The organism is Lachnospiraceae bacterium KGMB03038, assembly GCA_007361935.1.
Lineage (GTDB): Bacteria > Bacillota > Clostridia > Lachnospirales > Lachnospiraceae > Massilistercora.
In genome coordinates, this window is the sequence record CP041667.1 from 1,807,219 (window position 1) to 1,828,031 (window position 20,813).

General features: G+C 47.8%; 22 protein-coding genes and 2 pseudogenes. 2 read left to right on the forward strand and 22 right to left on the reverse strand.

Features of this window, described 5'->3' with window-relative positions; translation table 11 throughout:
- Positions 1-7 precede the first annotated feature (7 nt).
- From FND36_08700 to FND36_08745, 10 genes and pseudogenes are all read right to left on the reverse strand, one after another.
- Positions 8-982, reverse strand: a complete 975-nt coding sequence (locus FND36_08700; protein ID QDW74100.1) for a DUF2953 domain-containing protein — start codon at positions 980-982, stop codon at positions 8-10.
- A gap of 1 nt (position 983) precedes the next feature.
- Positions 984-1,307 (reverse strand): hypothetical protein, encoded by a 324-nt coding sequence (locus tag FND36_08705; protein ID QDW74101.1) that lies wholly within the window; start codon positions 1,305-1,307, stop codon positions 984-986.
- A 16-nt stretch (positions 1,308-1,323) separates the two neighbouring features.
- Positions 1,324-2,652: a penicillin-binding protein 2 gene (locus tag FND36_08710; protein QDW75591.1), complete on the reverse strand. Its 1,329-nt coding sequence runs from the start codon at positions 2,650-2,652 to the stop codon at positions 1,324-1,326.
- A 37-nt stretch (positions 2,653-2,689) separates the two neighbouring features.
- On the reverse strand, positions 2,690-4,162 hold the full coding sequence (locus FND36_08715) for an FtsW/RodA/SpoVE family cell cycle protein (protein ID QDW74102.1): 1,473 nt from the start codon (positions 4,160-4,162) through the stop codon (positions 2,690-2,692).
- Between the two features lie 8 nt (positions 4,163-4,170).
- Positions 4,171-6,304 (reverse strand): annotated as a pseudogene (locus FND36_08720) (U32 family peptidase).
- A 41-nt stretch (positions 6,305-6,345) separates the two neighbouring features.
- Positions 6,346-6,756 (reverse strand): cell division protein ZapA, encoded by a 411-nt coding sequence (zapA, locus tag FND36_08725; GenBank protein ID QDW74103.1) that lies wholly within the window; start codon positions 6,754-6,756, stop codon positions 6,346-6,348.
- 66 nt (positions 6,757-6,822) lie between these two features.
- Positions 6,823-7,830 carry a Holliday junction branch migration DNA helicase RuvB gene (gene ruvB / locus FND36_08730; protein ID QDW74104.1) on the reverse strand — a complete coding sequence of 336 codons (1,008 nt, stop codon included), beginning with the start codon at positions 7,828-7,830 and terminating at the stop codon, positions 6,823-6,825.
- A 17-nt stretch (positions 7,831-7,847) separates the two neighbouring features.
- Positions 7,848-8,462, reverse strand: a complete 615-nt coding sequence (ruvA, locus tag FND36_08735) for a Holliday junction branch migration protein RuvA (protein QDW74105.1) — start codon at positions 8,460-8,462, stop codon at positions 7,848-7,850.
- Positions 8,463-8,470: 8 nt separating this feature from the next.
- Complete coding sequence (locus FND36_08740; protein ID QDW74106.1) at positions 8,471-8,965, reverse strand: Gx transporter family protein; 495 nt, start codon at positions 8,963-8,965, stop codon at positions 8,471-8,473.
- Between the two features lie 9 nt (positions 8,966-8,974).
- The gene (locus tag FND36_08745; protein QDW74107.1) at positions 8,975-9,346 is read right to left on the reverse strand and encodes a NusG domain II-containing protein; all 372 of its coding nucleotides are present in this window, start codon (positions 9,344-9,346) and stop codon (positions 8,975-8,977) included.
- Between the two features lie 123 nt (positions 9,347-9,469).
- Here FND36_08745 and FND36_08750 point away from each other — a divergent pair, with 123 nt between their 5' ends.
- Positions 9,470-10,459: an FAD:protein FMN transferase gene (locus tag FND36_08750; GenBank protein ID QDW74108.1), complete on the forward strand. Its 990-nt coding sequence runs from the start codon at positions 9,470-9,472 to the stop codon at positions 10,457-10,459.
- Positions 10,460-10,536: 77 nt separating this feature from the next.
- Here the strand turns inward: FND36_08750 and ltrA are convergent, their stop codons facing one another.
- Positions 10,537-11,928 (reverse strand): group II intron reverse transcriptase/maturase, encoded by a 1,392-nt coding sequence (ltrA, locus tag FND36_08755; GenBank protein ID QDW74109.1) that lies wholly within the window; start codon positions 11,926-11,928, stop codon positions 10,537-10,539.
- Between the two features lie 108 nt (positions 11,929-12,036).
- Positions 12,037-12,189, reverse strand: coding sequence for an arginase (locus tag FND36_08760; GenBank protein QDW74110.1), 153 nt, complete (start codon positions 12,187-12,189; stop codon positions 12,037-12,039).
- Between FND36_08760 and FND36_08765 the strand changes: the two are divergent.
- Positions 12,138-12,352, forward strand: a pseudogene (locus tag FND36_08765) (hypothetical protein). The gene FND36_08760 and the pseudogene FND36_08765 overlap by 52 nt on opposite strands.
- 63 nt (positions 12,353-12,415) lie before the next feature.
- Here the strand turns inward: FND36_08765 and FND36_08770 are convergent.
- From FND36_08770 to ispH, 10 genes are all read right to left on the reverse strand, one after another.
- The gene (locus FND36_08770; protein ID QDW75592.1) at positions 12,416-12,820 is read right to left on the reverse strand and encodes a hypothetical protein; all 405 of its coding nucleotides are present in this window, start codon (positions 12,818-12,820) and stop codon (positions 12,416-12,418) included.
- Positions 12,821-13,140: 320 nt separating this feature from the next.
- Positions 13,141-13,608: a DUF2752 domain-containing protein gene (locus FND36_08775; GenBank protein ID QDW74111.1), complete on the reverse strand. Its 468-nt coding sequence runs from the start codon at positions 13,606-13,608 to the stop codon at positions 13,141-13,143.
- Between the two features lie 74 nt (positions 13,609-13,682).
- Complete coding sequence (locus FND36_08780; protein QDW74112.1) at positions 13,683-14,474, reverse strand: RnfABCDGE type electron transport complex subunit B; 792 nt, start codon at positions 14,472-14,474, stop codon at positions 13,683-13,685.
- Between the two features lie 13 nt (positions 14,475-14,487).
- Positions 14,488-15,063: an RnfABCDGE type electron transport complex subunit A gene (locus FND36_08785; protein QDW74113.1), complete on the reverse strand. Its 576-nt coding sequence runs from the start codon at positions 15,061-15,063 to the stop codon at positions 14,488-14,490.
- 12 nt (positions 15,064-15,075) lie between these two features.
- Positions 15,076-15,792, reverse strand: coding sequence for an electron transport complex subunit E (locus tag FND36_08790; GenBank protein ID QDW74114.1), 717 nt, complete (start codon positions 15,790-15,792; stop codon positions 15,076-15,078).
- A 12-nt stretch (positions 15,793-15,804) separates the two neighbouring features.
- Positions 15,805-16,389, reverse strand: coding sequence for an RnfABCDGE type electron transport complex subunit G (locus FND36_08795; GenBank protein ID QDW74115.1), 585 nt, complete (start codon positions 16,387-16,389; stop codon positions 15,805-15,807).
- Positions 16,389-17,345, reverse strand: coding sequence for an RnfABCDGE type electron transport complex subunit D (locus FND36_08800; protein QDW74116.1), 957 nt, complete (start codon positions 17,343-17,345; stop codon positions 16,389-16,391). The genes FND36_08795 and FND36_08800 overlap by 1 nt, the downstream gene beginning before the upstream one ends.
- 32 nt (positions 17,346-17,377) lie before the next feature.
- Positions 17,378-18,697, reverse strand: coding sequence for an electron transport complex subunit RsxC (rsxC, locus tag FND36_08805; GenBank protein ID QDW74117.1), 1,320 nt, complete (start codon positions 18,695-18,697; stop codon positions 17,378-17,380).
- Between the two features lie 180 nt (positions 18,698-18,877).
- A complete protein-coding gene (gene rpsA, locus FND36_08810; GenBank protein ID QDW74118.1) occupies positions 18,878-19,975 on the reverse strand; it encodes a 30S ribosomal protein S1 in 1,098 nt (365 codons plus the stop codon).
- Complete coding sequence (gene ispH, locus FND36_08815) at positions 19,956-20,813, reverse strand: 4-hydroxy-3-methylbut-2-enyl diphosphate reductase (protein ID QDW74119.1); 858 nt, start codon at positions 20,811-20,813, stop codon at positions 19,956-19,958. The genes rpsA and ispH overlap by 20 nt, the downstream gene beginning before the upstream one ends.

Sequence of the window (20,813 nt, forward strand, 5' to 3'; positions counted from 1 at the left end):
CCTGTATCTACCACTCAAAATTTTTAAAATCCCGATAAGTCTCTCTTACATTCCGGCTCCAGGCCAGCTTCCAGGCAAAAGCCGCCGCATGCCAGAGCCTTGCCTTTCCTTTGACCCATGCCTTGCCTTCCAGGACTTTCCGCTCAAAATCCGGGATAATATTGGTGTACCCGCCAATAAAAGGATAGATCATGCTTAAAGCCGCCAGAACCTGCCCCGTTGCGCAGGGATCCTCAAATCCATAGACTACTTGTATAGACGCTTTCCTTGGCTTAAGTCCCCGCAACAGCTTCAGGGTTTCCCGCTTCAGCCGTCCAAACGCGTCTTTATGGACCTCATTTTGAAGAAAATCCAGAACCTTGTCCTTTTTCTCCCTCAGCAGTTTTATCTTATCACAAAAACCTGAGAATGTACATTTGATCTTATAAAACCAGGCTTTTATTTTTGCCGGAAAAGAACGCTTCCTTTCGCCAGAAGTTTCTTCCCGTTCCGGCTTTGCCGCTTCCATGTCCTCAGCTTTCTTTTCAGCTTCTTCCTTGTACTCCTGAGTATTTTGGACCGTTTCAGTTTTTTGAGCTGTTTCAGTTTCTTGAGCTGTTTCAGTCTCTTGAGTTGTTTTAACCGCTTGAATTTCTTCCGTGCTTTTTTTAAACTCTTCATTCCCTTTCCTCACTTTCTCTTCCGGCTTCCCATCGGCCTGCTTTTTCTTTTCTGTTCCTTTGCTTCCAGCCTTTTTCCAGGCAGCTCTTAATCTCCAGACTGTTTCCCCATTTTTATAATACCCGTCTGCCCGGATCAGACCAAACAGCCAGGAGGCTGCCGCTTTGGCCCGCAGTGTATCCGCAGACCCTTCGCATCGGGCGGACGCTTCGTATCGGATAGGAACAAAAAGAATGATCCCGATCAGTAATACCAGTATTCCCAGTATGACAGCGATTATGATACCTATGATTTTTAAGATCAACAACAAAATATGCAGCATCTCATTCTTCCTGCTCCTTGTCTAAGATATAGGACCGGATATCCGTACCTTTTGTCTCATTATACACTTCCCGGACTATTTTTTCTACTAATTCCAGCGCATCCTCATAGTCTTTTGCAAGACCTACTACAAAAAGCGATTTCTTTGGATAGGATGGCTGCAGAAAAAGCAGACTGGAAAAGATTTCCAGCTGCTTTCCTTTTCCTTCCGCCAGAGTCACAAGATGAATCCCCGGCTGGAAGCGGTCTTCTTCTAACCGGCGGATAATTTTGTCTTTCTTTTTTTCCAGTCCTTCTGACAGATATAGATGTCGGTAATACCTCATAATTTTCTCACCATGATCAATAATAGGCGTCAAAGATTTCCTTAGCAACATTCACGGCCCTTGCCCGTCCGTCCGCAGATTCGATGATCACGCTGACTACCAGATCCGGGTCATCTACATTAGACATTCCTACAAACCAGGAGTGATCCTTCTCTTTATCAGAACTGTACTCCGCGGTACCTGTTTTTCCGGCTGCCGTATAACTCTGCCCGCTTAAGACAGAAGCTGTTCCGTATTCCACCACGCTGGTCATGTAGTCTTTGAGCTGAGCCGCTTCCCCAGAAGTCATCAGTTGGCCGTACTCTTCCGGCTGATACTCTTCGATCACCGTCCCTGTGTAGTTTGTAATAGAGTCGATCAGATAAGGGTTCATCAAGGTTCCTCCATTGGCGATAGCGGAGGTGATCAGCGCCATATGATAAGGACTCACCTGGGTCTCACCCTGTCCCATAGCCGTCATCATTCTCGCGGCATCTCCATCTTCCTCTGTCAGTGTAAAGCTGCTCTTATTATATGGCAGATCACAGGGAAGATCTGAGTTGAACAGAAGATCCTCCGCCGTGTTCCGGAAACTATTAATATCCAGCGATACCCCGATATTGGAAAAGGAGGTGTTGCAGGAATGAGCCAGACTGTCTCTTAGGTCTACTTCTCCGTGGACGGCCCCTCCATAACAATGGATCGTTGTATCTCCTGTCTGGATCTCGCCGTTACAGTCATAAGAATAAGAATCATAATTCGAATTTTCTCTCATATATTCCAGCGCCGTCACAATTTTGAAACTGGATCCGGGCGCATACTGCCCTTGGGTAGCGCGGTTTAAAAGCACGCTGTCTTCATTAGAATTAAGACTTTCCCAATTTTCCGCCACATCTCCAGGCGAAAAATCTGGTTTAGATACCATCGCCAGTACTTTCCCGGTAGAAGGCTCCATCACTACCACTGCGCCTTTTTGATTCCCCAGAGCGTCATACGCCGCCTCCTGAAGAGTCGCGTCAAGAGTGGTGACCACGTTATCCCCTACATTCTTTTCCCCTTGGAATTCCTTCTGAATCTTTTCCAGGAAGAAAGCATTGGAAGTCAGGAGCTCAAAATTGGCCAAAGACTCGATGCCTGATTTCCCTTGGACGGAATAGCCAACCACATGGGCGAACATATTTCCATAGGGATATTCTCTTGTCTCGGTACCATCTTCCGCTACAGAAGTTTCCGCCAAGATATTCCCATTCTTATCCAGGATCTTACCGCGGACCACCCGGTCCGCAAAGGAATCCTGTCTTTTGTTATAGGGACTCCGTATAAGGTCCTGGCTCTCTGCCACATTGAAATAGGCCATATATCCCATCATGACCAGGAACAACGCTACAAACAGGTAAGTCACTCTAGCGAATTCTTTGTTTCGGGCGCGCTTTTTCTTTGCCAGCCGCTTTTCCCGGCGCTTTAGTTCTTTGCGGTCTTTGCGGGACATTTCCCGCTTTTGCTGTTCTCTTCTGACCCGTTTTTCGGCTTCCCGCTGCTCGTAACCGTTCCTTCTTCTTTCTTTCAAGATTTTCCTCCTCGTCTTCACGTAAGATATAAAGTCCTTGAATGATTCCAAACATAATGATCGTGCTTAAAAGAGAGCTTCCTCCATAACTTACCAGCGGAAGCGTGACTCCCGTAGACGGGATGAACTTTGTCACTCCGCCAACATTGAGAAATACCTGGAAAATATAACAGGTGCCAAGTCCCAAAGCAATCAATTTATAAAACATGGTATGCAGCTGCATGGCGATATTCAAAAACATTACATAACAGCTGACGCAGATCAGGAGCATACAAAGAGCAAAGATCAATCCCAGTTCTTCCGCAATGGCTGAAAAGATAAAGTCCGAGACCACTACCGGAATCGTGTCCGGCTCTCCCTGGAAAAGGCCCATCCCAAACCAGCTTCCTGTCCCGATGGCGAACAAAGACTGGGCCACCTGATATCCTCCCGAATCATAGGTGGCAAATGGATCCTTCCAGACCAAGACCCGGACCCTTACATGATCGAATAAATAGTAAGCGATCACCGAGGCCGCACTTCCCGCTCCAAGTCCCGCCAGAATATAAAGGGGCTGACGGGTTGCCACATACAGCATGACCAGATATACCACAAAGATGATCAGCGCCGCTCCCAGGTCCCTGGAGGCTACCAGGATCAGCACATGGAAGGCCGCCAGCGCCGTTGTGGCCACAATGTTTTTAAATTCCAGCGATATCTTAAAGCTGGAAGCGACAAAGAATACAAATACGATCTTAACCAGCTCAGAGGGCTGTACGTTGATCCCTGCCACTGTAAATCCCAGCATTGCGCCGCCGCTGACTTGCCCTACAACAATTACCGCCGCCAGAGATATGATTCCCACAATTGCGTAGAAATTCCTCCACTCCGAGAATCTCTTAAACTTCCGTATGATGACTGGGACCACCAGACTGATAGCGATCGCGCCAGCGGCGATCATAAATTGCTTTACCGCGCTGGAATAATCCAGTCTGGTCAGCATGATCATACCAATACACAAAAGCATACACATATTATTGATGACCAGCCTGGATACTTTAGGATAGATAAATGTATACAAAAGTATAGTAGCTCCAAACAGCACTACTTGCATAAGATAGAACGCTAACAGCCGGATATCATCTGTCTCCAGATACATGATCAGAAACGCGATGATGTGTATCATAAACATCAGAATATTCTGATTTCGAAGCATTCCTTTCTTTCTATCCGGATCCTGAAACCCGAATATACTGAAACACATAAAGGTATACATCGTAATCATAATGATTATGATATATTTTGACAGCTCAATAATAATATTTACCAAATTTCCACCTACTTTACGCCTCTTTTAAAATGCCCCTTGGTATATTCCATCTCCAGAGGCGGGACATGAGTTCCCTTAGCAAACGCCTGACCGCAAAGGTCCAAGATCTCCCCAGCTTGTCTTCCCGTCTCAAAAGTAAAATCGATCCGCAGTCCCGCGGGATTTAATCTGCGCACCTCTTCCCCCTGTCCCAGGAGAGCCAGCGGCGCGCAGTTATAAATGATATTATAACAGTATCTGCAGCGGTTTTTTTACTGGAAATTTCTTTTTCTGTCTGTCTTCCAGATAGAGAATCCCTTCCTTTTTCTCACAGCCCCGATCGTTTTTTTGGATACAGTTAGCCGTGATCATTACCGGTTGATAGCCATATACGATCAGCATGGTTTTTTCCAGTCCCAAACCGGAGAGTTCCTTGCTGTTTAATTCCACAGGCGCCGTGCCGGTACAGATTCCGTTTTCCGACAGGAACCTCTTACTCCAGGAGTTAAACTCATACAAATTGTAATCGGAATAAATCTCCTTTGCAAACCCTTGGTCTAAGAGCCACTGGCGGCTTTCCCAGTTTCGGATCAAAACCCCGTCGCAGTTTTCTTCCAGTTTTTCATACAGCAAAGAAAATTCCTTCCTCGCTTCATCCCGAAAAATATACGGCATGGCAAAAAGGAGCTTCTGGCCGCTTTCCCTTAGATTTCCGAGAAATTCTCCAGATTTATATAAAAGTTCTCCATCCAGGATGATCTCTCCCACTCTTTCATCTTTCCATACGGTTTCCAGCTGGTCTTCTTTCTCCACCCGCGCCAGGAATCCTTCTCTTGCTGGTGTCTGTAAAGATGCATCCGGATGGCAGTCCTGCAATGGGATGATCTGGTCTTTCTTTCTTCGCTGTTCGTCCAGGAGGGTTTCTTTCAGTTTTCCAAGCCCTTCTCTTCGCAGAGTGTTCAGCGCCTGCATCGGAAGAAACACATCTCCCTCCAGTTGGATCTGTAAATCCTGAAAACAGAAGGGCTCCTCTCCCGTCTTTTTCATCTGCTTTTCTACCCGTTCTCTTGTAAGGGGCTGGTTCTTAGCGGGCTGTACGATTTCTCCTGTTATTTCCACGGAAATCCCCTGATAATCCAGTTCTAGTTTAGCATGATTTCCGACAGAAAGTATTAACATCCCATTAATTTTTTCTTGCATTTTAGGCAGAGCCAGCTCTTCCTTCTGGTCTTTGGTCCCCTTGGGCCGCTGAAAGGAGATCATATGCCGGCCATTCTGGCTGCGGTAATATCCCTGAAAGTATCCCCTTCTCTGGTAAATCCCTTCCAGTTCGGCCAAATCCTTCTTTTCTACCTGGAATCTTTCTTTTCCCGTTTCAAAATATCTGTCCGTATACTTTCGGTACATCTGTGTTACCTGATACACATAATCCGGCTGTTTCATCCGCCCTTCGATCTTAAAGGAATCAATCCCGGCTTCGATCAGATCTGGAATCAGTTCCACGGTACACAGATCTTTCATACTTAAGATATCCTGAGGTTTCCCTTCTCCGATCCGGTAAGACAGACGGCAGGGCTGGGCGCATTGGCCCCGGTTTCCGCTTCTTCCTCCGATCATGCTGCTCATCAGGCACTGGCCGGAATAACAATAGCACATGGCTCCATGGACGAAACACTCGATCTCAAGGCCGCTCTTTTCTTTCATATTCCGGATTTCCTCCAGGCTCAGTTCCCTGGCAGGCACGATGCGCGTAACGCCCTTCTCCCGGAAAAATCTTGCTCCCGCCTCGCTTGTCACCGTCATCTGCGTGCTGACGTGGACTGCCAGATCCGGAAACACCTTCCGGATCAAATCCAGTACCCCCACATCCTGGACGATCACCGCGTCTAAACCATTCAAATAGAAAGGGGAAAGATAATCCACAAGTCCCTCCAGCTCTTCTTCTTTCAGAAGTGTGTTGACTGTCAGATAAATCTTTCTTCCATGAAGATGGACATAATCTATTGCCTTCAGAAGTTCCTCTGTGTCAAAATTTGCCGCAAAAGCTCTGGCGCCAAATTTTTGTCCGCCCACATATACCGCGTCCGCCCCGGCGCACACCGCGGCTTCCAGGCTCCGGAAAGAACCCGCCGGAGCCAGTATTTCAACCTGTTTGTTTTTCATCTGATCCAATCCCTTTAAAAAAGGCTGTCTTCTGACAGCCTCTACTTCTTTTTATTTTTCATTTCTGTTTCAAGTTCCACAATTTTCATCTGAAGTTCCTTGTTTTCTTCCTTCAGACGGTCCATGGCTTTTTCCGCGTTCTCTAACTTGATCTGGACAGAAATCAATTCATGTTTCAGATCATACATATCTTTATCCTTCGCCTCAATGTCTGTTTCCAAAGAAGCTCCTTGTTTCCTTGCTTTAAAATAGTCGTCCGCGATATTCAGCGCCAACAGGACGCTTCGCGTCTCCGAATTCTGTTTGCGGTAGCCTTCGCTGCTGCTGCACTCCTCAATTTTATGATTCAGATAGGTAGACACCTTCTGCAGATACTCTTCACTCTCAAATCCACTCAGGGTAAATACCTTACCGCCGATCAATACCTCTGTAAAATTTTTTGATGATGCCATAGAAGTCTCCCCGACCTTTCCTAATATCTGTTACACTATTATAAATCAGTTTTACACAAAAACCAACTATTTTTTCTCATTTTCAAGGGAAATCCCCAAATGCCCGCAGGCTTTTGCCGTTGCCACCCTGCCTCTGGGCGTGCGCTGCAAATATCCGTTCTTCAAAAGATAGGGTTCATATACATCCTCGATAGTTCCCGCATCTTCTCCGATGGCAGCCGCCAAAGTATCAAGGCCCACAGGACCTCCCTGGAATTTGCAGATGATGGTCTCCAAAAGTTCCCGGTCTGTCTGGTCCAGTCCGGATTTGTCCACATCCAGAAGATCCAAAGCCGAATCTGCCACCTGGGCCGTAATATATCCATCGTAGCGAACCTGGGCGAAATCCCGCACCCGCTTCAGGAGCCGGTTGGCAAGCCTTGGCGTTCCTCTTGACCTGCGGGCAAGGGCATACGCTCCCGCCTCATCGATTCCAACCTCAAGGACTTTTGCGGATCTTAAAATAATATCCTTTAATTCGTCAATGGTATAGAACTCCAGCCGATGCACCACGCCAAACCGATCCCGCAGAGGCGCCGTCAGCATACCTGCCCTGGTAGTCGCCCCTACCAGAGTGAATTTGGGAAGATCCAAGCGGATGGATCGGGCCGTGGCCCCCTTCCCGATCATGATATCGATCGCATAGTCCTCCATCGCGGGATAGAGGACTTCTTCTACCTGGCGGTTCAATCGGTGGATCTCATCCACAAACAGTACGTCCCCCTCCTGCAGATTATTTAAGATCGCCGCCATTTCCCCCGGCTTCTCAATGGCCGGCCCGGAAGTGATCTTGATATTCACATCCATTTCATTGGCAATGATCCCCGCAAGCGTGGTCTTTCCAAGCCCCGGCGGTCCATAGAACAAGACATGATCCAATGCCTCGCCTCTTTCCTTGGCCGCCTGAATATAAACCTTCAGTGTTTCCTTGGCCTTTTCCTGGCCGATATAATCTTCCAGAAGCTGAGGGCGCAGATGATTCTCGATCTTAATATCTTCTTCCAGATTTTCTGTTGTAATGATTCTTCTGCTCATAATACTACCGCTTCTCCTCAGAACGCAACAAATTTCAGAGCCGCTTTCAGCACCTCTTCTACTTCCATATCTTCTGAAACATAGGCCTTCTTCACCGCCTGCAGAGCCTCCGTGTTTCCATATCCCAAAGCGATCAGAGCCTGCACTGCCTCGCCTGCCACTTCTCCGCCGCCGGAATTCGTTTCTCCCTGTCCGCTTCCTTCCTGGGCCGCATGTTCCAGCACATCCTCGATCTTTAGTTTATCTTTTAACTCCAGGATCAGTTTCTCCGCTGTCTTCTTTCCAATTCCAGGAGCTGCCGAGATTGCTTTTACATCATTGGACATGACCGCGAAACGCAGTTCGTCCGGCGTCAGCCCGGACAGTATCCCAAGGGCGCCTTTCGGGCCGATGCCGCTGACGCCGATCAGAAGGCGGAACACTTCCAGGTCGTCTTTGGTCAAGAACCCATACAACTGCATGGCGTCTTCTTTCACATTTAAATAAGTATAGATCTTCACTTGATGTCCTGCCGGCGGCATCTTGCCAAGCGCCTGCCCGGACATAAAGAGGGCAAATCCCACCCCTCCCACATCTATGACTGCCTTGTCCGCTTCCACCGCGGCAAGTTCCCCTTTTATAAATTCGATCATGTTTCCTCCTAATAAAAATTGATATTCACGAGACGCTTCAGCATTTCCCCTGCCGCGATTCCGATCAAAAACCCTGTGATCACTCCTGCCACCAGAAGTACCGGCACGTAATAGATCACACTGAAGGTTTCCACCACCACCATTGCGGTCAGAAGCTGGCCCACGTTGTGGAATACACCGCCCGCCACACTGATCCCGATCACGCTGAACCCGCCCAGCTTTTTCAAAAGCGCCATCACCGCCAGACTCAAAAGCCCGCCAGCCAGGCTGTAAAGGATACTAAAATAATTTCCAAAAATAAAACCGGAAAGTAAAATACGGACTATTGAAAGCAAAAACACTTCAAATAGCCGCATTTTATACAGTGCGATAACAATGATCAAATTGGCCAGCCCCAGCTTCACCCCAGGAATTCCAAATTGAAACGGGATCAGAGACTCCACGTAACTGAAGATGAGCGCCAGTGCCGTAAACACGCCAAAATAGGCAACTTTATTCTTCATCAGTACCTCCTACTGCACTACCGCATCATATTCGCTGCTCTCCGCGCTCTCGATTTCCACCGTAACTTTATTAGGAAGGCAGATGATCGATTCATGGCTTCTTGATATGTCTTTCTGATGCACGCACAACTGATCCGGGCAGTCAGCCTCTATCATGTCCGCTTTCCCACCCTTTATCTGAAGAATATTGGTTCCGCCATTGATCTCTATCTCCTGGTCTTCTGAAAGATCGTAAGTTCCTTCGATCTCTCCCGCTACCTTAACTACCACTTTGCCGGCGCCGCTTCCGCCGATCACTTCGTGAAGAAGGAAGGCCAGCGCTGCCACGCAGAGGATGATCACGATCAATGCCCAGTCTTTCTTTTTCAACTTGATTTTCATATACCTTACCTCTCTGCACCTTATTCTATCATAAGATTTTCTGGTCTGCAACCAAACGTTCGATTGCATATCCCGTTTTTCATGTTATACTATATGGTAGTAAATGAAGTAATGAGGTGTTTTATGAGATATAAAAAAATCGCGGCTCTTCTTACCGCGGCCATCCTTCTTCTTCCTGGATGTTCCGGGCTCACGGAAAAGAGAAATCTTGTGTATACAGATACACTCTATGACACAGTGATCAGCGTCAAGATCTTAGATCCAGCCGGCGACGATATCTTAAAAGGCTGTGAAAAACTCTGCAGGAAATACGACACGATGTTTTCTTATACAAACGAAGACAGCGACATCTACAAGATCAATCACGCAGGCGGAGCCGCTGTGGAAGTATCAGAAGAAACTATTGATCTGATCAAACGAGGCATCTATTACGGTGATCTTTCCGATGGGGCTTTCGACATTTCGATCGGAGCGGTTTCCTCTCTGTGGGATTTCAGCTCCGAAGAGCCGGCAGTACCTTCCAGCGCCGCTCTTGCCGAGGCCAGAACCCATGTCAACTATAAGAATATCATTTTAAAAGACAATACTGTCATGCTAAGAGACCCAAAAGCCGCCATCGATGTAGGCGCTATCGCGAAAGGATATATCGCGGACCGAGTGAAGGAGTATCTGGAGGATCAAGGTGTAAAACACGCGGTCATCAATCTTGGGGGCAATGTACAGACCATTGGGACAAAACCTGACGGAACCGACTATAATATCGCGATTCAAAAACCATTTGCAAAAAGCGGGGACGCCATTACCTCTGTAAAAGTAGCGAATCAATCGGTAGTTTCCACCGGAATTTACCAGCGCTATTTTGAGGCCGATGACGGAACTCTCTATCACCATATTTTGGATCCTTCCACAGGAGCCCCATGCAAAAATAACCTTTACAGCGTTACCATCATCACAGATTCATCACTCACAGCAGATGCGTTGAGTACCACCTGTTTTCTCCTGGGATATGAAGAGGGCATGCGTCTGATCGATCAATTGGATAATGTGGATGCTGTGTTTATTACCGATGATCAGAAACTTCACTATTCATCTAATTTTCAAAAGAAACAATAAAACTCAATCGAGTAGGAGGGAGTGATTAACTCCCGTCCTCTCACACCACCGTGCATACCGTTCGGTACACGGCGGTTTCAATAGTTGACGTGCAGAGACTGATAAGCTGTGGTTAAATCATAGAAACCCCAGTTTATCAGTCTTTCTTTAGTTAGCGCTCTTTTGACCACGCCTGTGTTAGACATCCTCCAGTAGGATTTCCTACTGTATGCTCCCTCACAGGCTGCCCATTCCGGTAAGCCCAGTCCCATCAGTTTTCTTCTTCGGGTCTTTGGCCGTTTCCACTGTTTCCAGATACACATCCGTATCCGGCGGTACAGCCATCCGTTCAGGCTTTCGATATTCTTCTTCATGTCCGCTATCCCATAGTAGTTCAGCCATCCTCTCATGTAGACTTTTATCTTCTCCATGGTTCGGATAATACTCCCGCACCTGCTCCGGGAAGTGAGCTTGCGCAGTTTATCCTTGGCTTTCTTCCACGACTTTCCATGGACACGGACGTAGATTCCTTTTCCGTTCTTCCCAAAACAAAAGCCAAGGAACTTAAAATTTCCGATTGAGAACACGCTGACTGTCCGGCTCTTTTCCCGATTCACTTTCAGCTTCAGCGTTCCCTCCAGATACTTCGTACTGGATTCCAGCAGTCGTTCTGCCGCCCGCTCACTCTTCGCCAACAATACAATGTCATCTGCATAGCGGATACACGGCACACCCCGTCTCTGGAATTCCCAGTCGAACTCGTTCAGGTACACGTTTGCCAAAAGGGGAGAGAGATTTCCTCCCTGTGGGGACCCTTCCTTTGTCTCTGTTACAACTCCGTTCTCCATCACTCCGCTTTTCAGGTATCGCTTTACCATCTGTATCACCCTCTCATCTTTTACCTGTTTTCTCAACAGGTTTAGCAGGATTGTATGGTTCAGCGTATCAAAGTACTTTGACAGGTCAAGGACGACCGCCCTTGTATAACCCCGTTCCATGTACTCTTTTATCCTGTGTATGGCGTCTTTTGCCCCATGTCCCGGACGATAGCCAAAGCTGTCATCCGAAAACAGCGGCTCGTAGATTGGCATGAGCTGCTGGAGCATTGCCTGTTGGATGATGCGGTCAATGACCGTTGGGATGCCTAGCTTGCGCACCCCTCCGTCCGCCTTTGGGATTTCCACCCGTCTGACAGGAGACGGGGTATACTTCCCCTTTCGGATTCTCTCTGTCAGTTCGTAGTTGTGCTCCTTTAACCATGGCAGGGCCGCTTCGATGGTCATTCCGTCGACTCCCGGCGCTCCCTTGTTTGCTTTTACTCTCTTGTAAGCTCTGTTCAGGTTATCTTTCGCCAGAATCTTACCCAAGATGTCCGACTCTGCACTGTCCCTTTCCTTCCATATCCGGTTGAATGAGCGGTGCGCTCTCACATACCCTTTGCGTTCCGCGCTATCTCTTTGTGAGCAGCTTTCTCCGTTTTCTGTACCCATCTGCCCATTCCTCCTTTCCCTGTCGTACTAAGGGCTCCTATTGATTTAGCCCTTCGCCGAAAAAACTTCCGGCTACTATGGCCTCTGCTGACTTCTGTACGCTCAACATTACCTCTCGATAATGGTTACTCTTTTTAGAGCATTCCGCACAGACCTCCCTGGGTACCACACGTTTCTTTCCCTCCATCTATCTGCCGCATTTACTGTACATGATTCCGTGTAGCTATCGGGCTTCGTCTTGTATAGCAGACTTACCCTCATGTACAGCCTTCTATACGATTTCTGTCCGTCAGACCAGAGGTTTGCCCATGGGTTAGTAGGTTCCCCACATCCGGCTTCCTTCAGATTCCACCTTGCGGTGGACACCCTTGCCTTCGGCTATATCCTTCCCACTACCGGGCGGATTTGGGACTTGCACCCTTAAGAAACGTGCGCCGCCAGGCGCACTATAAAAAAGGATCTGCAAAAACAGATCCTTTTTTCAATCTTAATAATAATAGGTTGTGGATGCGCCGATCATTGCTCCAAAAATCACAAAGAAAATAATGTAGATCACAAGAAGCACTCCGTATATGATCAGCATCGCCCGACAGTAGTTTCTCCGGTTGATATTTCCCTTCTTACCAAATGCCCATACAAAATAAATGATAATACCGGCGCAGGGGATAAGCAGCGCCAAAATCGTTAACAGCCATTCTCCCATCGTCATCGGACTGGTGTCCATCTGGGGCTGCTGTGTATAATTCTGTCCATAACCCTGAGGATTCGCGGCGTTATAATTATTATATCCATTCGTATAATTCTGGTTATAGTTATTATAATTCCCATAATTATCCTGATACTGCTGATAATTAGTATTCTGAGACTGTCCTGGATTCTGCTGATAGTTCATATTCTGGGCCTGTCCCGAATTCTGCTGATAAGTATACTGATACTGGGGCTGATCTCCCTGGCCCTGATTTTGAGTCTGATTCTGCTGATAGGTATACTGATATTGGGTCTGAGACTGCTCTCCCTGATTCTGATTCTCCGTCTGATCCTGGCTCTGCTGATCAGCGGAAGATTCCGTCTTCTGCACGTTCACATCTGCGTTAGGATCAGTATATACAGGCTGCTGGTCCAGATTCTGGCCATTGTTTTCAGGTGTATTGTCAAAATTGTTTTCCATAGTCGTAACCCTCCTTACCATACTGACAACATTTTATCATGATGTTACCGCAAATGCAATAGAACCCCTTGAATCCTAGACAGCAGATTCCCGCTGTAATAGCTCATAGGCGGCTGTCCCGGGAAAAACCGCCACATCCTCCAAAAATAAAACAAAATCATAGCTACTGCCAGGACTGTCACACACTTGCGCAAGACCGGCTGTCTCTTCTTCCCGCTTACGTACCGGTTCCAGCAGAATACCGCCGCAAGCACGATGATCGGGAAAATAAACGGATGGGTTTCCCATGCGCCGGCAAAATCCAGGCGGAGCACACAGAAAGCAGCGCGGGTCATGCCGCATCCGGGGCAGGGATAGCCTGTTGCCAAGACCATAGGGCACATACTGTGAAGGATATATTTAAAAAAAAGAAAATACAAAGCCAAAGCCACAATTGCCCATCTAGCCTGACAAATATCCTCTTTTAAGATCTTCCACCCGTCATGGACAGTCTGTTTCACGGTTCGCTTCATTAGAAATTTACTCCTTTTTTCATTTGGGCCGGGGGATTTTTAAAAATCCCCCGGCCCAAATTGAAAAATAAAACTTATAATATGATCTTCTTCGGACATTTCTCTGCGCACGCGCCGCAGTTTGTACATTTTGAGGTATCAATGTATGCCACATTATCTACCACTTTTACTGCCTCTGCCTCGCATACCTTCTCACACATCTTACAGCCGATACATCCCACAGAGCAGGCTTTCATAACATCTTTTCCTTTATCCTTGGAACTGCACTGTACCAGATGTTTCTGTTCATACGGAACAAGTTCGATCAGATGTCTCGGACACGCAGCCACACACTTGCCGCAGGCCTTACATGCTTCTTTATCCACCACAGCCACTCCGTCTACAATATGGATCGCGTCAAAGGGGCAGGCTTTTACGCAGGTACCCTCACCGATACATCCATAAACGCAGGCTTTTGGTCCGCCATTTTGCATCATATTGATCATGACGCAATCATGGAGTCCATTGTAATCGTAGCTTGTTTTCGCAGCCTCACAGGTTCCGGCACATTTTACAAACGCCACCTCATGAATCTGTTCTCCGGCATCTACTCCCATGATCTCTCCGATCTTGGCCGCCACCGGAGCGCCACCTACCGGGCAGGCGTTTACCGGAGCTTCCCCGGCCGCGATCGCCGCGGCGAGACCAGAACATCCCGGATATCCGCAGCCGCCGCAGTTATTTCCAGGAAGAACTCCCAGAACCTGCTCTTCTTTTTCATCAACTTCTACCGCAAACTTTTTGTCCGCAAGTCCCAGGAAGATACCGATGAATAAGCCAGTACCGCCTACAATGACTGCAGCCAAAATAATCCCTGTTATACTCATATCCATCTTCCTCCTATATCAATCCTGAGAATCCATAGAAGGCGATCGCCATCAACGTTGATGTCAAAAGTACGATCGGCATTCCCTTAAAGGATTCCGGGATATCGTTATATTCCATTTTCTCGCGGATACCGGCCAGCAGAACGATCGCGATCAGATAACCGACACCCGTCGCGAAACCGTTTACCACGCTTTCCAGAAGATTGTATTCATCCTGTACATTGTTGATGGCTACGCCCAGCACCGCGCAGTTCGTGGTAATCAGCGGCAGGTATACACCCAACGCGTTATACAGAGAAGGCACAAACTTCTTTAAGAACATTTCCACGATCTGGACCAAAGCCGCAATGACCAGGATAAATACGATCGTGTTCAGATAGTCGAATCCCAATGGTTTCAAAATAAATTCATACAGCAGGCTCGCCACAAATGATGCCAGCGTAATAACGAAGATTACCGCTCCGCCCATTCCAACGGCTGTCTCCGTCTTCTTGGAAACGCCCAGGAAGGAACAGATTCCAAGGAACTGGCTGAGTACGACGTTACTTACAAGCGCAGAACCAACTGCGATCAAAATCAAATCTGCCATCTTTTACCCCTCCTATTCCTTTCCGTTCTCAGCGGCTGAAGCACAACCGCCGCAGGTCGCACAGTCCGCGCCGCATCCGGACTGGATCTTGGACGCGTCTTTGCCCTTCTTCTCCATGTTGATCTTTACCTTATTCTGGATCGCCGCCAGCACAGCCAGTACCAGGAAGGCTCCCGGAGCCTGGACAAAGATAGCGACCGGCACATAGCCTGCCGTTCCAGCGGCCTCATCCGCGATCGGCAGAAGCTGATAGCCGAAGATCTGACCAGCGCCAATGATCTCGCGGACCGCTCCGATGGCGATCAGAGCCACCGTAAATCCAAGCCCCATGCCAAGTCCATCGAAAATAGACGGCAGGACAGGATTTTTAGAAGCATAACTCTCCGCGCGGCCCAGGATGATACAGTTTACAACGATCAGCGGAATATAAAGTCCCAGCGCGTCATAGAGAGAAGGCGTAAAACCTTCCATCAGGAAATCTACGATAGTTACAAAAGATGCTACAACTACGATAAACGCAGGCATCCGGACAGAATCCGGAATCACTTTACGCAGCATAGAAATCAGCATGTTGGACATAACAAGCACCGCTGTAGTAGATACTCCCATGCCCAGACCGTTCATCGCAGAAGTGGTGACCGCCAGCGTCGGACACATACCAAGCATCAGAACAAATATAGGATTTTCATCTATCAGACCATTTTTCAGTCTTTCGCCACAACTATTCATCTCAACTACCTCCTAAAACGCGTTCTGGAAATAACCAAGCGCCGCGTTTACCGCACTGGTTACTGCTCTCGAAGTAATGGTAGCGCCGCTGATGGCATCGATTGGTTCCCCCTCGCCGCCGTCTTTGGATACATAAAACTTCTCTGTCTGCACACCAACATACTGCTCATAGAAAGAGCTCTCCGTCGCCTTCATACCAAGTCCGGCAGTTTCGCTGATAGAAAGGAAGGAAACACCGCTCACCGTACCGTCCGCGGTGATGCCTACCGTGATCTGGATGTCGCCGCCGTATCCCTCTCCATCTGTTACAGTGATCACATATCCTGTATCACCGCCGTCTACCGCGCAGACCTCATCAATACTTCCAGACATTCCCAGATCTTTGATCACCTGGGCGGCCACATCCCCGTCTACGTCTATCTGTTCAAACGCATCCTGTGACGCATCAGGGAATACCGCCTGCCACGCTTCCCTCTTCGCCTGCTCCTGGGCGTTGGCGATCGGTTCTTTCGTGATTTCATATACAAGTCCCAGCAGAAGACCGGAGACTAAAGTGATCACAGTCAGGATGATTGTATTCTTGATAATCTTGTTCATTATTTCTCTCCTCCTTTACCAAATGGTTTTGGAAGAGTAACCTTCTCGATCAACGGAACCAGAAGGTTACTGATAATGATCGCATAGGAAACACCTTCCGCGCTTCCGCCAAAAATACGGAACAGACCGGTCAGCAGTCCAAGGATGATTCCATATACGATCTGCCCCTTCTTAGTGATCGGGGAAGTCACATAATCCGTAGCCATAAACCAGGCTCCCAGCATAAGTCCTCCGCCGCACAAATGAGCGGTAATGTACTGAGGATCAAAGAATCCGATCTCTGGATGAGCCACATGACCAAAAATACCGACAAAGATCACAAATGTTACAATATATGTACCAGGAATCCTAAGATCGATCACACCCATCAGGATCAAGAAGATTGCCCCGATGATGATCGCGATCACAGAAGTCTCTCCGATGGTTCCTGGAATGGTTCCGATCAGCATGTCCATGGTATTGACCTGATCCAGAGCCCCTTCCTTCACATAGGAAAGAGGAGTCGGTCCTGTAACGCCGTCATAGACAAATGTGGTCATCTGGCCGGCAAAGGAGATCATCAGGAAACATCTCGCGCCCAGCGCCGGGTTCATGAAGTTCTGTCCCAGACCGCCAAACAACTGTTTTACTACAAGGATCGCGAAGATACCTCCCAAGACGCCCATCCACCAGGGGGCTGTAGGCGGCATATTCAATCCGAGCAAAAGTCCGGTAACGACCGCGCTGAAATCGTTGATCGTCACCTTTTTATGCATCAATTTCTCATAAATAAACTCCGTCAATACGGATGATACTGTAGTACTGATCAGCATGATCAGCGCAGATAAGCCAAAGTTATAAACTCCGAACGCAGATGCCGGCAGCAGCGCGATGACTACCATGAGCATAATATTGCCGGAGGTAACTCTGTCACGTATATGTGGTGAAGACGACACTTTTAATTTGTTCTCACTCACGTTTGTTCACCTCTTCCTCAACATTCTTTTGATTATTTCTTCTTGCGGTTTGCAAGCGCAATCTTTCTCATGGAACCGATCGCCTGTTTCAGCGGACGTTTTGCCGGGCATACATAACTGCAGGAACCACATTCCATACACTCCAGCCCTTCATGTTTTGTAAACGCCTCTTCATTGTGATTCTCCGCGTAATCCGCCAGTCTTGACGGAATCAGACGGCTTGGACAGGCTTCCACGCACCGGCCGCAGTTAATGCAGGCTGTCGGTTCAAACTTAGAAGCCTCATCTTTGGTAAATCCAAGAATCGCAGATGAAGTTTTCGTTACCGGAACATCCAGCGTAAACATAGCAAATCCCATCATCGGACCGCCGGAGATCAATTTCTGCGGATCTTCCTTGAATCCGCCGGCCGCTTCCACAAGCTCCGCCTGATTGATTCCGAACGGAACTTTGAAATTCCCCGGTTCATTGACCGCGTCTCCGCTTACCGTAACAATCCTCTCCATGGATGGTCTTCCCTCTACAACCGCCTGATAGATGCTGATCATAGTAGCCACGTTATCAACTACACATCCCGCGTCTGCCGGAAGCATAGCGGAATTAATCGCCCGTCCGGTGGTAGCATAGATCAATTGACGCTCGCCGCCCTGCGGGTATTTTGTCTTCAATGCAAGGACCTCCATCCGTGGTTCGTCCTTGGTAAGCTCTTTTAATTTCGCGATACAGTCTGGCTTATTATCTTCAACGCCAAAGATTCCTTTTGCGTTGTCAAACAACCGGAGCACCGCCTTCATACCGCCTACCAGTTTCTCCGGCATCTCCAGGATCGCCCGGTAGTCTGCGGTGATGTAAGGTTCACATTCCGCGCAGTTCGCGATCACATAGTCGATTTTATCTGGTTCTTTGGGAGAAAGTTTTACCTTCGTCGGGAAACCCGCTCCGCCCATACCAACGACCCCAGCTTCGCCGATCGCGTTTAAGATCTCCTCTTTGCTCATCTCCTCCAGGGGCTTTACTTCAGGATATTCTACTTCCCGGTATTCCCCGTCGTTTTCAATCACAATACTGTTCACCATTCCCCCTGTCGGATTCAGATGAGGCTCGATCGCCTTCACTGTCCCAGATACGGAAGAATAAATAGGCGCGGAAACAAAACCGCCTGCTTCCGCGATCTTTTGTCCTTTCAGAACCACATCCCCAACTTTAACGACCGGCGCCGCCGGGGCACCGATGTGCTGTGAAACTGGATAGACCAGGCTGCCCTTCGGCTTTAGTTCGACAATTTCCGAGCCTTTTGCCAGTCCCTTGCCGTCATCCGGGTGGATTCCACCCTTAAATGTTAACAATGCCATCCTTTTTCCTTCCTTCCTTTTTACTCTCTTTATAACTATACAAGAAAAAGGCCTTTTTATCTAGTAAAAAAGGCTAATTCCTTGTACATTTCCAAATACAGCTTGACGCTTTTTTAACAGACAAAGGATAGAGACTCTGGTGCCTCTATCCTTATAAAATCTGTGTTATATTTTTGTCGATTATTCTTCCTCTGAACCACCGTCATCCACACTTTCTGTCTCTGCCGCTGTTTCTAACGCCTTCATGCTCAGGCTGATCTTCTTCTCTTCCACATTCAGATCTACGATCTTTGCTGTGATCATCTGTCCAACAGACAATACGTCTGATGGTTTATCTACATGAGCTCTGGAAATCTGGGAAACATGGAGCAGAGCGTCAACTCCCGGCGTCAGCTCCACAAAAGCTCCAAAGTCAGTCATTCTGGCGACTTTCCCCTCGATCACGGTACCTACCGCGTAATCTTCCGCCGCGTTAGCCCACGGATTTGTCTCCGGGAACTTTAAGCTCAGCGCGATCTTCGTGTCATGGATATCTTTCACCAGAACTTTTATCGTCTCTCCCACCTGGAATACTTTCTTCGGATTTTCCACACGTCCCCAGGACATCTCAGAGATATGGAGCAGTCCGTCAATACCGCCAAGGTCGATGAACGCGCCGAAATCGGTCACATTCTTAACGGTTCCTTCTACCGTATCGCCCACCTGGAGTTTCGCGAACAGTTCTTTCTGTCTCTCCGCTCTCTCCGCTACCAGAAGCTGACGGCGGTCGCCGATGATCCGGTTTCTTCTTGGATTAAACTCGCTGATGACAAACTCGATCTCCTGATCCTGATATTTGCTCAGATCTTTTTCATAAGTATCAGAAACAAGGCTTGCGGGGATAAACACTCTCGCCTCGTCGATCACCACGCTCAAACCTCCGCCCAGAATCTGTGTTACAGGGGCTTTCAGCACCTCATGGTTTTCATATGCTTCTCTGAGACGCTCATTGCCTTTTTCAGCCGCCAGTCTCTTATAAGTAAGAAGTACTTGACCTTCTCCATCGTTTACCTTCAGAACCTTTACCGTCATTTTATCGCCTACAGACACAACTGTTGTCAGATCTACATTGGGCTCGTTGGTATACTCATTTCTCATGATGATCCCGTCTGCTTTATACCCGATATTTAAAATGATCTCGTCCGGTTTTACATCGATGACGGTACCATCAACAACCTCTCCATTTCTGATAGTTTTAAATGATTCTTCCAACATTTGTTCAAAAGTTTTTTCTGACATTATTTTGAACCTCCTCAATTATTTTGTTGGGCGTGGATGCCCCTGCTGTAATACCTACTGTTTCCACGGACCTTAATTGATTCATATCCAAATCGTCAAGTGTCTGTATATAGTACGTATCCGCACACGCATTACTGCAAATTTCAAATAACTTCCGAGTGTTTGAGCTTTTTTTATCGCCGATCACGATCATTGCTCCCACTCGTTTCGCAATATCACGCGCCTCCTCCTGGCGCTCTTTTGTGGCACTGCAAATCGTATTTAAAACAATTATATCATACCCCTTTTCAGCTATAATTTCAACTAATTCTTTGAATTTATTGTAATTAAATGTCGTCTGAGAAACGATACAGACTTTCTGTAAAGGGTCTTTTATTGTAAACGACTCCGCTTCCTCTTTGGTCTGGATGATCGTCACCGGACCTCCGGCCCAGCCGCTGATTCCTTCCACCTCTGGATGCTCCGGATTTCCAACGATCACAATATGCGATCCTTTCCCGCTTTCTTCCTCTACGATCTTATGGATCTTCTTTACAAAAGGACAGGTGGCGTCCACACACCGGATCCCTTTCCGCTCCATCAAACCGCAGATTTCTTTGGAAACTCCGTGGGATCGGATGATCACTATGCCTTCTTCAACCGCGGCCAGCTCTTCTTTTGAATCCAGGACTTTTACACCCTTTTGCTCCAGATCTTTGACCACTTCGTCATTATGGATGATGGGTCCGTAGGTGTAGATCGGTTTCCCGCCGGCTTGTCCCACCTGCTGGTATACCGTATCCACCGCCCGTCTGACACCAAAACAAAATCCCGCCGTCTTCGCCAGTTCTATCTTCAT